Here is a 14,538-nt window from a genome sequence, read left to right on the forward strand (position 1 = left end):
GTTACACCTCGCTCCCGGCTTGTGATTCCGATAATGCGGTCAACCTTAGAAATTTGCCGTATGCTTCTTCCCAGATCGTTCTGTCCTTTGGCTCATAATCAGTAACCGGGAATGAATCGCGGATGACCCTGCGGGCTTCCCATATATCCTTGAAGGCTCCACTTGCTATCCACTGTACAGCCATGTTTCCGATCGCACTGCCTTCTGCCGGACCCGCCCATACCGGTTTGCCAATGGAATTGGCAGTCCATTGACACAACAAGCGATTCTGGATGCCACCACCAACCATATGCAATCCATTAAAAGATTGTCTGGACAGTTGTTCTGTCCACTCCAGCACTCTTCGATACTTCAGCGCAAGGCTCTCCAGAATGGAACGGGCAATGGCTCCTGATCTTGCGGCTCAGCCTGACCTGTATCACGGCAATACTGTTGTATACGAGAGGTCATATCCCCTGCTGCCATAAACCGCTCATCGTCGGGATCAAACAGGCTTGCAAACGGAGGTGCAAGTTCAGCCCTGCTCAGTAACTCCGCATAGCTGATTCCCTGTCCCTGCCGTTCCCATTCGCGCATGCATTCCTGCAAAATCCACAGGCCCATGATGTTTTTGAGCAATCGGAACGTACCGCCTGCCCCGCCCTCATTCGTAAAGTTGAGCGCCAGACTCTCGGAACTAATGGCAGGATGGTCAATCTCCGTGCCCATAAGCGACCAGGTTCCACAGCTCAGGTAAGCAAATGAACGCTCGGTTGCCGGAACAGCGACGACCGCTGAACCTGTATCATGTTCGGCAACCGCGATAACCGGGATGGCAGACAGGCCAAGATCACTGCAAATTCTGCTGCGAAGCTGTCCACACGAGTACCTGGCATGACTGCTTCTCCAAACAACGTCTCCGAAATGCCGATATGTGCGAGCAGTTCAGCGTCCCAATGGCCTATGGTTGGATTATAGAGCTGCGTTGTGGTGGCGTTGGTAAACTCATTCACCGCTTCACCGGTCAGAAAGTAACGAAGCAGATCGGGGATCATGAGGAAACGCTCCGCTTCGTTAAGCAGGGGGAGCCACTTCGCTTAAGTGTTGCCAACTGGTACAGTGTGTTAAAGCTAAGAAACTGGATGCCCGTGCGTTCGAAAATCCGCTTAGAGGTCAATTCCTTACGCAGCTGATCCATCATGCCGTTAAACTGTGCATCACGGTAATGATACGGATTGCCTAACAATTCACCATGACTTCCAACCAATCCAAAATCAACCGCCCAGGAATCAATACCTAGACTTTCAGGCAGTTCCCCCTTTTGTTTGACCAGGTTCAGCCCTTCCAGAATTTCATGGTGAAGCCTCAATATATCCCAGTGCAGCCGCTCCCCCGCTTTTACCGGCTCATTCTTGAACCGATGGATCTCCATCGTTTCCATTCCCCGATCATTCAGATGACCCAGCAGTGCTCTCCCGCTTCCAGCACCCAAATCATACGCCAGCACACTCACCACTCTTCACCAGCCTTTCATCCCATACTAAATTCGCCCTTGAACATTTCTTGATTTCATTCATGACTGCTCTGTACTTTATTCTTTATTTTATTGTTTGTTTATTTTTGTTTAGTACTGTTTAGTTTTATTTAATGAGTATATCACCAATGTAAGCGTTTGAATACCCTGTGATTCGTTTCTTTTACCCATGCCAAAAACGACTCTCTCCACTCGGGAGGAGCCGCTTTCCTGTTATTTTACGTATAAAAGCTGTTATTGCTCGCACCGGACTGAGGCTGTACATCTCTTTCAAAATGCTTGAACCTTGTCCCCTGATACGTCAGCATGCCTCGGTCATTTTCCACAAACATCCCGTAATTTCTGCCACCAACATTTAACTCCACACGGTCCCCATTATCCAATTCAAACGTGGCATAATACCAGGTTGATGCACTGCTGTCCCCGCTCCCACCTGTGACTTCTGTGCGCTTTGCCACAATCGTTGAATGCAGGGTTAACAGTGCTGAAGCATTGTTCGATGACCATGTGCTCACCCCTGAGATAATGGCATAGACAATAACACCCGCAATAATGAGAAATATGCCGCCAATAAAAATCGAACCAAACGTACTCATCGTAGTGAACTCATTGATTCCTGAAAAAAACCTCCCTGATTGCCCTCAAATCCCGGAACATCATTCATGTCATCAAAAATACCGAAGCCGTCCATGCTTAACCAGCCCAGCGATGAAGATATGCTCAATGACGTCATTCATCATCGTTCCCTTCTCCCTGCAAATTAAGATGCACCGCCCCCTGCCAAGGAGACGGTGCACGCAGACAACCCTACAAGCCTTGTCCGTATACTATATGAACCTGATTACGAATACAGACGTTCAAGTTCATCAACAAGACTGCCAACATAGGCGACAGCAGCACGAATCGGCTCAGGTCCGGACATGTCCACACCCGCAAGCTTCATCAGCTCTTGCGGATCAAGACTTCCTCCCGCTTTCAATGCGTCAAGCCAGCGATCTACGGCAGGCTGTCCCTCTTCCCGAATTAGCTGTGCAGCGGCGGTAGATGCCGTCAGACCTGCTGCATAGGTATATGGATATAATCCCATATAATAATGAGGCTGTCTCATCCAGGTCAGCTTGGCCCCTTCGTCGATCACCAGATCAGGCCCCCAGAACTCGGAGAGGATATTTCCTTTCAGCTGACTTAACGTCTTCGCCGTAATCGGTTCATCCTTGGTTGCGAGTGCATACACCTGACGCTGCAATTCACCTTCAAGCAGATGTGTAACAAAGTTATGGTAATACGTATTGAGCAATTGCAAAATGACCCAACGACGCATTCTCGGGTTATCAGAACGTTTCAACAAATGATCTGCCAGCAGCATTTCATTCATCGTGGAAGGCGCCTCTATAAAATAGAGGGATGGTCTTGTATTCGTAAGCCGTTGATAATGCCCGGCAAGCATGAAATGTCCGGCATGTCCCACTTCATGGGCAAGTGTGAACGCACCGCGCATATTATTTGCCCAGGAGATCAAGATATAGGAATGAGAACCATAGATGGACGAGCAGAAAGCTCCTGTCGATTTGCCTGCATTATCAGCATAATCTACCCAGCGCTCACTGAATGCACGTTCCACAATATCGCCATATTCCGGTCCCATCACGGCAAGAGCCTCACGTATGAGCGTGCAGGCTTCCTCGTATGTAATGGCAGGACTGAATTCAGGGTCCAGTGGTGCCTTCAGATCGCAGAACATCAGTTTGTCCAGTCCCAACTCACGTTTCTTGAGCGCGGCCAGTCTGCGCATGTGAGGGGCGAGTTCCTGCTGGATGATATCCAGTACATTGTTGTACATCTCTTTGCTTACCTGCTGCGGACTGAGCAGCATATCCGTAACATCATCGTATCCACGCAGCCTGGACAAGACGACCTGCTTCTTCACTTCGGTGGCGTAACCTTCAGCAAACGTATTTTTGTAATCATTCAGCTTGGAGCTGAACGCGGCATAGGCAGAGCGGCGCAGCTTCGTATCCGATGACATTTCATAATTGTTCTCATAGAATGACCAGGACAGCGGGCGGTTATTGTCATCGCCATCAAGTGCATCGTCAAACGTCATGTCTGCCAGTTTACCGCGCAGATAGATCCGGTACGGCGAATCCAGCACCTCTCCAAGGGAGGCGAGTACTTTCTCCGTTTCGGGCGAAAGACGATGGGCTTTTTCCTGAATCAGACGATCCAGACTTCGGGCATACGGCTGCAAACCCGGAAGTTCTTCAATATAACGTTTGACGGTTCCATCGGGAAGATCCACGATCTCGGAATTCACAAAAGACAAGGACGACGACAAATTCGATAAAATGTCTCCCGCCTTGGCTGAATTCTCAATATTCGCGGGATTGGTACTATCCTCCGACTGTTTCAGCCGGGCATACGAAGCCGTTTTGCTAATGCGTTCCTGCAAAGCTTCTCGGGCATCGAGACAAGCGAGTAACTTCTCAGCGCCTTCGCCCAGATGTCCTTTGAATGTTTCGATATGGGCAGCGGCCTCAGGCAGTGATCTAAGCTCCTGCTCCCACTCATCGTCAGTCCCAAACAAGTCTCGCAAGTCCCAAGTAGTCTCTTGGCTTACTTCATCGCGTGTACGTATTTTTTCCATCGTTAAATGTCCTCCTCCTCGCATTTCCAATATCTCTCATCGTATCATATTCGAAGCATTTATACCTTACATCTCCTAAAATGAGCCTTTAGATTCAAGGGATTATAGATTGGACTAAAGAATATTCACACTTACCACTCCGATGACAGAACAACCTTCCGATCGCTGTTATCCCCAGATTTTTTGATTCAATTTTACAAAGGTGAAAATCTGGTGATAAAGGCTAGGCGCATGCTTCCGATGTAGCTTTCTTTCAGAATGCTTTTAGCTCCGCTTCTTCAGGCTATTTCTGCCCTCTACGTTTCAAGAAAACTTTTGTAAAACTGTTAGTTAATTAAGGGGAAAGAAAAACCGCTGGGTGATGGAAAAATTCCCTACACCCAGCGGTTCGTTTTAACTTAAATTGATTCTGATTTCCAGATCACATTCTCACCATAGTTTTTACCCCAATCGTACATGGCATGCAGCACGGGCATCAGGCTCTGTCCGTGATCCGTCAACGTATATTCGACACGAGGAGGTACTTCTGCATAGACCTTGCGCTCAATTAGCTTGTCTTCCTCCAGTTCACGCAGCTGGTTGGTCAGCATCTTTTGGGTAATATGAGGAATCAATCTTTTTAATTCACTGAAACGCTTGGTGCCTTCAAGACCCAGATGCCATAAAATAATCAGTTTCCATTTGCCGCCAATAACAGCAAGGGTCAATTCTTTCTCACAGTTAATCTCTTTCAAGTTGATTCGTTCCTTGACTTCGGACGCCATAGCTCCAAGCCCCCTTTTCTTTCACTTCATCTTATATCGCTAAAATGCAATACGCATATTACAATAACACTCCGCAACAAGAAGAGCATGCTGCCTCCTTGTATCATATAACGGGTTCATTGGTTTAATACAGCTTGTATACATTCTACTACAGCACAACCCTGTTGTTAAGCTGCCCTAAATCAGTCCATAGACAACGATAGCAGAAAAGACCGGAACTCCCGCTACTCAAGGGAATTCCGGTCTTCCATCTATTCTTAATTCATCAATCTATGACGTATGGACTATTCCAGGTTGGCGTGACGCCCAAACATGTCTGCTCCAGTCATATTCTTCATTTGCATCATGGTGAGCACCAGGGCGTCCATGCTCAGCAGCAGCCCCTGTTCAAACAAGGAGCCCATCGGCTGAATGGTTACTGCCGCTCCCGTGGTCGCCGTATCCTCTTTGGCGGATGCCGGAAGACGAATCACGGTATTAGACAGTTGTCCGATTGTGGACTCCGGCTTGATCGTAATCAACCCAACAGGAGCACCTGCTTTACTGGCCTTCTGAGCCATCGCTGCCAGACTGCCTGTCTCCCCTGAGCCTGAGCATAACAAGAGGAAGTCTTTCGAGCTGATCCCCGGTGTAACGGTCTCTCCAACGACATATACCCGAAGCCCCATCTGCATCAGCCTCATGGCAAAAGCCTTTCCCATCAGACCGGATCGACCTGCGCCTGCCACAAAAATCTGTTCGGCAGCCAAAATATGTTCCGCCATGGCCTGCATCTCCGAGTCGTCGATCTGGCTTAACGTCCGTTCCAACTCCTTCAAGATGTCTGCTGCGTATTGTCGGCTGCTCATCTGTTCTTACCCTTGTTGAACCAGACGCTGCATCTCAGCTGCTACTTTGGCTTTGTCTGCTTGTCCAGTGATTCCGCCGCCTACAATGACCAGATCCGGTTGTGCTTTAATTACTTCTGGCAAAGTTTCCAGTTTGATGCCACCAGCTACAGCCGTTTTGGCGTTTTTCACGGCTTTTTTGATCGTTTGCAGATCTTCGAACGGGCTTTGTCCAACCGCTTGCAGATCATAACCTGTGTGTACGCAAATGTAATCTACGCCAAGGGCATCCACTTCACGTGCACGTGTTTCGATATCAGACACGTTGATCATGTCAACCAGAACGAGTTTGTTTTGTTTTTTCGCTTCTTCTACAGCACCTTTGATCGTCATGTCATTGCTCACTCCAAGGACTGTGACCAGATCCGCACCAGCTTCAGCAGCTTTCATGATTTCATAGCCACCTGCGTCCATGATTTTCAGATCGGCGAGTACTTGCAAATTAGGGAAGGCTTCTTTCATCGCTTTAACGGCGTGTAGTCCTTCATTAATAACGATTGGGGTACCAATCTCAACGATATCGATAAATTGTTCAACTTCTTTAACAAGTGCTATACCTTCAGGGATGTTTACCAAGTCCAATGCCAATTGCAATTTCATGAGTCATTTCTCCTTTGTTGTTCGAGTGTGAGTAGTATTTCTGTAAAGATTATTTAAAACTTTAGCCTGCACCAATCCACCTGTTTAGATGCAAGCACTATTTTTCCTGGCTGCTCATTCATTGTAGATCCTGACTATCCATTGGGGAAGTACGCACTTTGAAGTCAGGTAGTTACCTCCACGATACTATTGAGTTAATTACATTGTTATCTGAACTGATATCATGAAAAAATGTTGTATTCCACAAGGATCAAGTACGGGCATCATCGGAAGTCGCCATGCTCACCTCATCAAAAAAGACCCCGCCACAAAGGCAGGGTCTTCCCAAAATTTCAGGTCAACTAGTTCAAATCTATTGATCTAAAAGCTTATTCAAACCTTTCGGTTATCATTCAAATCCTGGGTTTACAGATAAACAGGTTTCACACATACCGGCTTGGATACACCTGTGCTGTGACCTGTGTATTTCAGACGTCCGCTCTCCTGATCCACTGTAAAAGAAACGATATTGTTGGTATCGCGGTTAGCTGCAATCAGCAGTTTGCCATTCGGAGTCAGGGCAAAGTGACGCGGTGTTTACCCTCAGCTGATACATGCTCAACCAGTTTCAAATGTCCTGTTTCAGCGTCGACTGCAAATACAACAATGCTGTCGTGTCCACGGTTCGAACCGTATACGAAACGTCCGTCGTTGGATACGGCGATTTCAGCTGTTGTGTTTTCACTGCCGTCATAGCCGTCAGGCAATGTGGACACGGTGGAAACCTCTGTCAACGTGCCTGCTGCTGCATCATAACGGAACGATGTAATGGAGGAATCCACTTCGTTAATGACATAGGCGAATTGACCGTTCGGATGGAATGCCAGGTGACGCGGCCCTGCACCCGGATGTGTTTTGGTTTCACTGTGCAGTACAAGTTCGTTCTTGTCTGCATCAATGGAGTAGATTGCGATTTTGTCCGCACCCAGATCCTGTACCATCATGTATTTGCCATCCGGGCTAAAGAATGCGGAATGCACATGTGGCTTGTCCTGACGCTCAGGATGCGCACCTTTGCCTTCATGTTTCTTCTCATCCAGAAGTTCTCCAACTTCACCGTTATCCGTCAGAGCTTGCAGACCGACCAGACCACCGTGGTAGCTGGAAAGGATCAAGTAACAACCGGATGGGTCGCGTTGGATATGACATGGCGGAGCCGAGATCGAATCATGACGATTCAGCAAAGACAATTTTCCTGTAGAAGGATCAATGCTCAGAGCAACAGCTTCAGACATTTTATTGCCTTCAGCAGACGCCGTTTCACCGATCGCATACAGTTTATTACCTTCAGCATCCACGTTTACAAACGTTGGGTTCTTCACGCCCGAGATGCCGTCAAGCTTGGAAAGGCTACCTGTGTCTTCATTCAATTCATATGCGTAAATGCCCTCATTTTCCGCTTCGGCATAAGAGCCGGCCAATACGAGCAAGCGTTTTGATTCACTCATTACAGTTTCCTCCTCTATGTGTATGTAATCTGGTTGCACCTCTTCTATAATAAATCTGCCATATCAAAATAGCAATCCACCGCCCCTGCGCAGCCATCAAAGAAGCGGGATCCACATCGCCCACTACGTAAGACAATACCAAAATCCACTCCCGACGAAGGACAACTTCTGCTATGATAAAATAGGTTTTTCATCCAGAAAGGACTGAATTCGGTTGTTTAATTCATTTCTGCTCACGTTATATCATGTATTTCTGCCGATATCCCTTCCGGTGATTGGAGGCATTTTGTTAAAACGTTTCAAAAATTGGGATACCCGGCCGCTGTCGACCTTTTCCCTTTATATTTTGAGCCCTGCACTGATCTTTGATACACTGCTGCATGCCGAGATTACATGGACAGACGTAACCGGTACGTTCTGGTTTTCTATTATTAATTTAATCGCCCTATGGGCACTGGCTGAACTGTTGAGCCGGATATTCCATCTTGGCGCAAGCGAAAAAGCGGGCCTCACCCTTGTATCCACGTTTACAAACTGCGTGAATTATGGGCTCCCGCTTGTATTACTTGCTTTTGGACAGCTTGGATTGGATAAGGCTTCGGTATATGTCATCGGACAGATGATCATTGTTAACACGGTAGGAATCTTTTTTGCAGCCAGATCCGAATTTACCATCAAAAACGCGATCCTGTCCGTCTTCCGTATGCCTTCCATTTATGCTGCTGCGATAGCCATCATCCTGCGCGCAACCAATCTGAGCTTGCCCCAGGCACTGGATGGAGGCATCTCCATGCTCGCAGCCGGATACTCCCCTGTCGTACTGGCCATTCTGGGTGCGCAGATGTTAAGACCGCGCGGTTCTGTGGAACCTTGGAAACCCAACGTCCGCAAAGCATTCTGGACTGGACTCGTGGTACGACTTGCCGCAGCGCCAGTACTCTCGTATCTGATTCTGACCGCACTTCAGATTGAAGGAACGTTATTCAGTGTGCTGTTCATCTTGGCGTCAATGCCGACCGCAGTGAACGCAGTAATTTTGGCCGAGCAATTCAATGCCTCTCCGCAGTTTGTGTCCCGCTGTATTCTGTGGACAACCGCGGCGTCAATGGTTATTCTGCCGATCATGATTGTGATGTCTTCCTAATCAGCACGGAAGCTGGTGTTGGAGACATCGCTGCCTGCTTGCGTTTCTCCAATCGGCGCTCAAAGCGGCGTTTGAGTGCTCTGACATAGAAGAACTTGACGACAAAGTAAGAAATCACGCCGAGGATAACTCCAAAGACGGACATACCTGCCAGAATATCCAAACCACCCAGCAAAAGTTCACTTAGTGCGGACCAGTTACCGCGAAACAGCTCCATAAAGGCACTCTCATGAACAGGTCCCTGCCCCATGCTATGTGCCGGCAAGATCCATGAACCAATTTGCTTGGCAAGCGGCATCAATATGATGGGCAGGAATGTCAGCTTGCCGACCACATTGCCCACGATAGCTGCTGGCAGCGAACCACCGGACAAACGTACAATCGGATAGAACACGAGATAAACCAGTGAGGCAGTCGAGATAACGATCAGTTCCAGACCAAAACCCAAAGCAAATCCGGTAGATACTTTATGTGCCCCGCCGGGAGCACGTAACAATTTGAGAAAATTAAGCTTCAAAGCACGTGTTAAACGTGCAAAACGTGAGTTTTTGCTTTTCTGTAGGTTCATACCGAACTTCCCCTTATCTTACACAAATGACGGCTTAAGCCGCCTATTCTTCAGTATATCACACCGCGTTAACGCCTGCTGTTATAATCACTGGCTGTGTCTCGATAGCAACATTGCCAGCTACAGCTCTGGAGATCATGCAGGACTCTTCTGCTTTATGTGCCAGGCGCTCTGCCTTCGTCACATCAGCATCAGATGCATCCGCTTTGAGCACAATTCGAGGTCTGTGTATGATCCGCTCGTACGTAAATACATTATTGGTCACATCCACCGTTGCTTCGGACTCCAGTGTCAGCTCATCCGGTGTAATATCCGATCGCTCCAGCATCGCTGCAAGTGTAATTAAATAACAGGTAGACGCTGCACCAAGCAGCATTTCATCCGGATTGGTGCCGGTACCCGGACCACCCATCTCCTGTGGAATCGAAATAACTGTTTTTAATCCGCCTGCATCAATATGCCCTTCACTGTTACGTCCACCATTCCAAACGGCTTTCAGGTGAAAAGGATGTTTCATTATATTCATTCCTTTCGAATTAGACACGGACACATGTTATGGATTGTTCATTTAATGTGCTAACCTGTTCTTCATCTAAACCCAGATCTGTTATTACTTTGGCCACACTGCTGAGTTCCGCCACTCTTGTAAAAGCCTGCACGCCAAATTTGCTTGAATCCGCCAGCAAAATAACTTCATCCGCAATGCTGAGCATCTTCTGCTTCACCAGTGCCTGCAATTCATTCGACTCACTGATGCCTTTGGTCAGATGTACACCTTTGCAGGATAAAAAAACTTTGTCCACATGATAGGCATCCAGCGAACGTTCAGCCAGCGGTCCTACAAACGACAAGGACTTCGAAGCTAGCTGCCCGCCGGTGGCGATCACACGAATCTGTTCCTTGTTACTGAGCTCAGCCGCAACCTTAATGGAGTTGGTCAACACAGTGAGCGGGATGTTCGGCAGTCCTGCCGCCATATACCACGCCGTTGTACTGGCATCCAGCGCTATCCGGTCGCCAGGCTCTACCATTTTTACCGCTTCGTCCGCAATTCTGCGTTTCTCTTCTGCATGAGTTACAGCCCGCTCCGGATAAGGGATTTCCGACTGTCCTTCTTCTTTATATTTTACGCTGACAGCCCCACCATGGGAACGCCTGAGCCTTCCAGCCTGTTCAAGCTTGTCCAGATCACGTCGAATCGTCTCTTCCGTCACTCCGCAGCGCTCACTAAGCTCGGTCACACGCATGCTTCCCTGCGCATCTACCCATTCCACAATTTTCTCATAACGTTCAGCCACGAGCATCTTCATTCACTCCAAACCGTTGATTATCCAAGATGAATCCTGTTCATCTCATCATACCACAGTGCTCCCGGAAGTAGAATTTCATCGAGACGCAGTGGGTGCAAAAGAGGGAGCTTCCGCTCCCTCCAATTTCAATGAAATCATGTGTCTTATTTATCATCAGCCATAGGGAACCAGCCCGGTGTGTGAATGATTGCATTCCACAGTCCGTCAGGGATAACCAGACGTTCCTGATCCGATTTGGTAAGAATCGTCTCGATATCTTCTTCACGACCGCTTTCGATTTTCTCAACCCAATCCGGCTCGATGATAAGCTCACGACCAAGCGCAAGCAATGGCACACCACTTTGAAGAGCTTCAGCTGCCTCGTCTGCAGTATGGATAGAACCTACACCAATGACAGGCATTTTACCCGCCACACGGTCAAGGATAAATTCAATTCTGGAGCGTGTATCTGCTTCACCTCGTCTTGGTTTGGACCAGAACTCGTTAACGGATACATGCAGATAATCCAGATTTTTATTTTTTAGCGAATCCACCAATGCATACGTCTCTTCCATGGTCAATCCCGGTGTTTCCGGCTCTTCCGGGGAGAAACGATATCCAATGATAAACGGCAGTTTCGTATGTGCAGCTACAACCTTCTGTACTTCATCCACTACAGCGAGTGGGAATGTGAGACGTTTCTCGATGCTTCCACCCCAGCGATCTTCACGTCGGTTGGAATGCGGAGAGAAGAACTGCTGGATCAGATAACCGTTCGCACCATGAATCTCAACACCATCAAATCCAGCTTCAATGGCACGACGGGTTGCTTCCCCAAAGTCCTTGATGATGGACGTAATTTCGTCATCAGTCAACTCTCTTGGTACAGGAGATCCCGGACGCTCACTGGCAACAGCGCTTGGAGCAGCGACTTGACCGGCTGGAACCGCTTGTTCTGGCGTGAGTCGACCTGCATGGAAAATTTGCAGTACGGCTTTGGAACCTTGCTGCTTCATGGTAGCGGCCAGACGTTTCAAACCAGGAATAAAGCTGTCGTCATAACTACCGAACTGAGCCGGAAAACCGATTCCATTCGGATTTACATGAGTTACCGCTGTAAGGGACATGCCCGCACCGCCGGTACGACGTGCATAATAAGCAAGTTCAGCGTCTGAAACAGTACCATCCGGGTTCGAGGACATATGAGTCATGGGAGCGAGCACAATCCGGTTTTTCAATGTAATGCCGCTTGGCAGTGAAACTTGTTCAAACATCGGGCTATACTTTGGATTCATTCGTGGTTCCCTCCTGATTAAACATCTCTTTTAATAGATATATGAATATACGTTTCCACTTACTGTAATTATTATAGTTACGTTTTGCTCACATTGCAACTTTTCATTTTCTTCAGTACATTTTAGTTCGTTGCTCAACCCAAAAAGACGGAGTGTCCTGTGACTCTCCGCCTCTCCGCCTCTTTCACTCCCTTTATCCGCTTAGAAACTGCGTACGTAGGCCAGCTTCTGATCCATCTCTTCTACACATTCATAACAGTCATGCTCATCATTGGCTACCATCGGAGTGACCGGATACAGATTCATCTCAGTACTATTGTAGGATTTCAACAACGGCAGCAGCTGCGTCACTCGTGTATTTGCCGGATCCAGCCAGGTATTAATCTCTTCTTCAGACAGAATCGCCGGCATTTTGCTGCCAAACTCACGTGTAACCATGTTCGCGCCCGCCATCAGCATCGTGCAGGTACGCAGTGGCTGTTTGCGTGTATCTCTCCATACCTCGTATAATCCCGCAATGCCAAACAATCCACGATCCGGCATAACCACACGCACTGCATAGCTTTTCTTGCCTTCCTGACGCCAGTAGTACAAACCATTACATGGGATAACACAACGCTTCGTCTCTACCAGCTTATAGTAGGCTGGATTCTCATGCACCGTCATAAGATTGGCGTTAACTGCATCGCGACCCCAGAACGGAATGAATCCCCACCGGAACTCGTCTAATACCCGTTCTCCGTCCTGATGCAAAATTATCGGTGTGTGCTGGGTTGGGCTGATGTTGTACCGGTTTTTGTAATAATACATCACCCGTTCAATCTTGAAATGATCTCTGACCTCATCCAAATCGGCTGCCAATGAAAAACGGTTACACATGTTCAACGCTTCCTTTCCCTGTGTGAAGTTGAATGTATTGTTTGTTATTGCAGGGAAATTATGCATGCACATATGGACAGCAATCGACTTTTTCAGACGAAAATAAGGTCTAATTCAGCAGAATCCATTGTTTTTATCACGAAAACAAAGACTTAAGACTCATTTCAACAGTTCTATTCCTTGTTACTATAATAGAGAAAAAATACAATTATTGGAGGTTTTAAGTATGAAAAGGAAGTTTCTCATGAGCATCATGTTGTTTTCAGCCATCGCGATGTTCGGCAGTACAATCTATGCGGCAACGTTTCTAACTTACGGCTACCCGAGCTCAACAATTCCGATTCGCACTTACAATTACGCCTCTACGTGGCAAGCTCCCATGGACGCTTCCCTCAGCAATTGGAACAATGCCGGTGCCAAAGTACAGTTTACCAAAACGAGCAGCTCCCCCAATACCATTACTGCCGGAAATTTCAATAACACGGCATATGGCGTCAACTACGCTTCTGTATCAGGCAGTCAGGTCGTAAGCTTCCGCATTGAATTGAATGCAACCACCATTACGGCTGACGCAACCAACTTGTCCAATTTTATTCAAAGTGTATTCGTTCATGAGCTCGGACATTCAGTCTGGCTTGGAGACAACCCAACCACCACCAGCCCTTCCATTATGCTGTACTCCCGCAACCGGAACACCTTGACTAAGCCTCAAACCTTCGATATCAACAATGTCAGATCCAAGTACTAATCCACTATTCTCAAACCCTTAAATCCAAGGAGGATTTCTACCCATGAAAAAAATTCGAGTATTGACGATGCTGGCCTCTTCCATTTTCATTTTGTCTGCTATAGGTTGCTCCTCAGTTACAACTAATACGGCTGCCACCAACGATGGACCCATTACCATGATTGCTTCCGAGGACTTCCCCAATTATTCAAGCATCGGTGATCTATCTGAGAGAGCCAATACCATCGTCAGAGGCAGTGTTATCCAGACACGGGTTGAAGCATTGAATGACATGGTACAAGCCCCGGTTGTAAATGAAAGTGCTCTGGATGAAGAATTGAATCCGGGTGGTGAGGACATCGTTCCTTTTGATAAAATCTATACGATTTATACGATTAAGGTTGCTGAATCCTTCAAGGGAATTCATACAGCCGGGGACACCATTGAAGTGAAGCAGCTTGGCGGACAGCTGGGCAATACCGAGATTATTAACGATGACAATATCAAATTCATCCCCACCAAAGATTATGTGCTCTTCCTGGAGACGTATGAGCACACTCCCGCCAGCCTGCTGAATTCCGTTCAAAGCCTGTATGTGATCAAACCCGCAGCTAAATTAACTCAACCCGGCGAGCAGCAATCGAAGTCCGAAGTTGTTGTGAGCGCCAACCCTGAGAATGATCTCACGCTAAGCATCGAGAAGCTGCAAGAAATCCAGAACGAAGATCAGAACAAATAACC

At 47.6% G+C, this 14,538-nt stretch carries 14 protein-coding genes and 2 pseudogenes; 3 read left to right on the forward strand and 13 right to left on the reverse strand.

The annotated features are described in order from the left end of the window. Position 1 precedes the first annotated feature (1 nt). The 8 genes and pseudogenes from ACTWJ7_RS22025 to ACTWJ7_RS22060 all read right to left on the reverse strand — a co-directional run bounded on the left by ACTWJ7_RS22025 (position 2) and on the right by ACTWJ7_RS22060 (position 7,895). Positions 2–1,492: pseudogene (locus ACTWJ7_RS22025) on the reverse strand (rhamnulokinase). 239 nt (positions 1,493–1,731) lie between these two features. Then, positions 1,732–2,109, reverse strand: coding sequence for a DUF2500 domain-containing protein (locus ACTWJ7_RS22030; protein ID WP_029881130.1), 378 nt, complete (start codon positions 2,107–2,109; stop codon positions 1,732–1,734). Further along, positions 2,106–2,246 carry a hypothetical protein gene (locus ACTWJ7_RS22035; protein ID WP_443145882.1) on the reverse strand — a complete coding sequence of 47 codons (141 nt, stop codon included), beginning with the start codon at positions 2,244–2,246 and terminating at the stop codon, positions 2,106–2,108. The genes ACTWJ7_RS22030 and ACTWJ7_RS22035 overlap by 4 nt, the downstream gene beginning before the upstream one ends. Positions 2,247–2,354: 108 nt before the next feature. Next, the gene (gene pepF, locus ACTWJ7_RS22040) at positions 2,355–4,157 is read right to left on the reverse strand and encodes an oligoendopeptidase F (RefSeq protein WP_079344159.1); all 1,803 of its coding nucleotides are present in this window, start codon (positions 4,155–4,157) and stop codon (positions 2,355–2,357) included. A 398-nt stretch (positions 4,158–4,555) separates the two neighbouring features. After that, complete coding sequence (locus tag ACTWJ7_RS22045) at positions 4,556–4,921, reverse strand: winged helix-turn-helix transcriptional regulator (protein ID WP_079344158.1); 366 nt, start codon at positions 4,919–4,921, stop codon at positions 4,556–4,558. Positions 4,922–5,205: 284 nt separating this feature from the next. Beyond that, the gene (gene hxlB / locus ACTWJ7_RS22050; RefSeq protein WP_079344157.1) at positions 5,206–5,769 is read right to left on the reverse strand and encodes a 6-phospho-3-hexuloisomerase; all 564 of its coding nucleotides are present in this window, start codon (positions 5,767–5,769) and stop codon (positions 5,206–5,208) included. Between the two features lie 6 nt (positions 5,770–5,775). Continuing rightward, a complete protein-coding gene (gene hxlA / locus ACTWJ7_RS22055) occupies positions 5,776–6,408 on the reverse strand; it encodes a 3-hexulose-6-phosphate synthase (RefSeq protein WP_079344156.1) in 633 nt (210 codons plus the stop codon). A gap of 405 nt (positions 6,409–6,813) precedes the next feature. Next, positions 6,814–7,895, reverse strand: a pseudogene (locus tag ACTWJ7_RS22060) (lactonase family protein). 214 nt (positions 7,896–8,109) lie between these two features. Between ACTWJ7_RS22060 and ACTWJ7_RS22065 the strand changes: the two are divergent. After that, the gene (locus ACTWJ7_RS22065) at positions 8,110–9,039 is read left to right on the forward strand and encodes an AEC family transporter (RefSeq protein WP_079344154.1); all 930 of its coding nucleotides are present in this window, start codon (positions 8,110–8,112) and stop codon (positions 9,037–9,039) included. On the opposite strand, the gene ACTWJ7_RS22070 is transcribed toward ACTWJ7_RS22065, so the two are convergent. The 5 genes from ACTWJ7_RS22070 to ACTWJ7_RS22090 form a co-directional block, all read right to left on the reverse strand. Beyond that, on the reverse strand, positions 9,017–9,607 hold the full coding sequence (locus tag ACTWJ7_RS22070; protein ID WP_024632051.1) for a DUF2062 domain-containing protein: 591 nt from the start codon (positions 9,605–9,607) through the stop codon (positions 9,017–9,019). The genes ACTWJ7_RS22065 and ACTWJ7_RS22070 overlap by 23 nt on opposite strands. Before the next feature lie 58 nt (positions 9,608–9,665). Then, the gene (locus tag ACTWJ7_RS22075) at positions 9,666–10,124 is read right to left on the reverse strand and encodes an OsmC family protein (RefSeq protein ID WP_024632052.1); all 459 of its coding nucleotides are present in this window, start codon (positions 10,122–10,124) and stop codon (positions 9,666–9,668) included. Between the two features lie 19 nt (positions 10,125–10,143). Then, a complete protein-coding gene (locus ACTWJ7_RS22080) occupies positions 10,144–10,911 on the reverse strand; it encodes a DeoR/GlpR family DNA-binding transcription regulator (RefSeq protein ID WP_024632053.1) in 768 nt (255 codons plus the stop codon). A gap of 149 nt (positions 10,912–11,060) precedes the next feature. Continuing rightward, positions 11,061–12,191, reverse strand: coding sequence for an NADH-dependent flavin oxidoreductase (locus ACTWJ7_RS22085; protein WP_301879041.1), 1,131 nt, complete (start codon positions 12,189–12,191; stop codon positions 11,061–11,063). 201 nt (positions 12,192–12,392) lie between these two features. After that, complete coding sequence (locus ACTWJ7_RS22090; protein ID WP_079344152.1) at positions 12,393–13,070, reverse strand: SOS response-associated peptidase; 678 nt, start codon at positions 13,068–13,070, stop codon at positions 12,393–12,395. A 226-nt stretch (positions 13,071–13,296) separates the two neighbouring features. Between ACTWJ7_RS22090 and ACTWJ7_RS22095 the strand changes: the two genes are divergently transcribed. Both ACTWJ7_RS22095 and ACTWJ7_RS22100 read left to right on the forward strand, forming a co-directional pair. Beyond that, positions 13,297–13,818, forward strand: coding sequence for a hypothetical protein (locus ACTWJ7_RS22095; RefSeq protein WP_079344151.1), 522 nt, complete (start codon positions 13,297–13,299; stop codon positions 13,816–13,818). Positions 13,819–13,861: 43 nt separating this feature from the next. Next, positions 13,862–14,536 carry a hypothetical protein gene (locus ACTWJ7_RS22100; protein ID WP_079344150.1) on the forward strand — a complete coding sequence of 225 codons (675 nt, stop codon included), beginning with the start codon at positions 13,862–13,864 and terminating at the stop codon, positions 14,534–14,536. Positions 14,537–14,538 lie beyond the last annotated feature (2 nt).

Source organism: Paenibacillus sp. 1A_MP2, from assembly GCF_052244825.1.
GTDB lineage: Bacteria > Bacillota > Bacilli > Paenibacillales > Paenibacillaceae > Paenibacillus > Paenibacillus vandeheii.

Bases quoted from the DNA above. Each gene is read 5' to 3' on its own strand.
- ACTWJ7_RS22030 (WP_029881130.1), bottom strand. From the start codon at position 2,109: ATGAGTACGTTTGGTTCGATTTTTATTGGCGGCATATTTCTCATTATT.
- ACTWJ7_RS22035 (WP_443145882.1), bottom strand. From the start codon at position 2,246: ATGACGTCATTGAGCATATCTTCATCGCTGGGCTGGTTAAGCATGGAC.
- pepF (WP_079344159.1), bottom strand. From the start codon at position 4,157: ATGGAAAAAATACGTACACGCGATGAAGTAAGCCAAGAGACTACTTGG.
- ACTWJ7_RS22045 (WP_079344158.1), bottom strand. From the start codon at position 4,921: ATGGCGTCCGAAGTCAAGGAACGAATCAACTTGAAAGAGATTAACTGT.
- hxlB (WP_079344157.1), bottom strand. From the start codon at position 5,769: ATGAGCAGCCGACAATACGCAGCAGACATCTTGAAGGAGTTGGAACGG.
- hxlA (WP_079344156.1), bottom strand. From the start codon at position 6,408: ATGAAATTGCAATTGGCATTGGACTTGGTAAACATCCCTGAAGGTATA.
- ACTWJ7_RS22070 (WP_024632051.1), bottom strand. From the start codon at position 9,607: ATGAACCTACAGAAAAGCAAAAACTCACGTTTTGCACGTTTAACACGT.
- ACTWJ7_RS22075 (WP_024632052.1), bottom strand. From the start codon at position 10,124: ATGAAACATCCTTTTCACCTGAAAGCCGTTTGGAATGGTGGACGTAAC.
- ACTWJ7_RS22080 (WP_024632053.1), bottom strand. From the start codon at position 10,911: ATGCTCGTGGCTGAACGTTATGAGAAAATTGTGGAATGGGTAGATGCG.
- ACTWJ7_RS22085 (WP_301879041.1), bottom strand. From the start codon at position 12,191: ATGAATCCAAAGTATAGCCCGATGTTTGAACAAGTTTCACTGCCAAGC.
- ACTWJ7_RS22090 (WP_079344152.1), bottom strand. From the start codon at position 13,070: ATGTGTAACCGTTTTTCATTGGCAGCCGATTTGGATGAGGTCAGAGAT.
- ACTWJ7_RS22095 (WP_079344151.1), top strand. From the start codon at position 13,297: ATGAAAAGGAAGTTTCTCATGAGCATCATGTTGTTTTCAGCCATCGCG.
- ACTWJ7_RS22100 (WP_079344150.1), top strand. From the start codon at position 13,862: ATGAAAAAAATTCGAGTATTGACGATGCTGGCCTCTTCCATTTTCATT.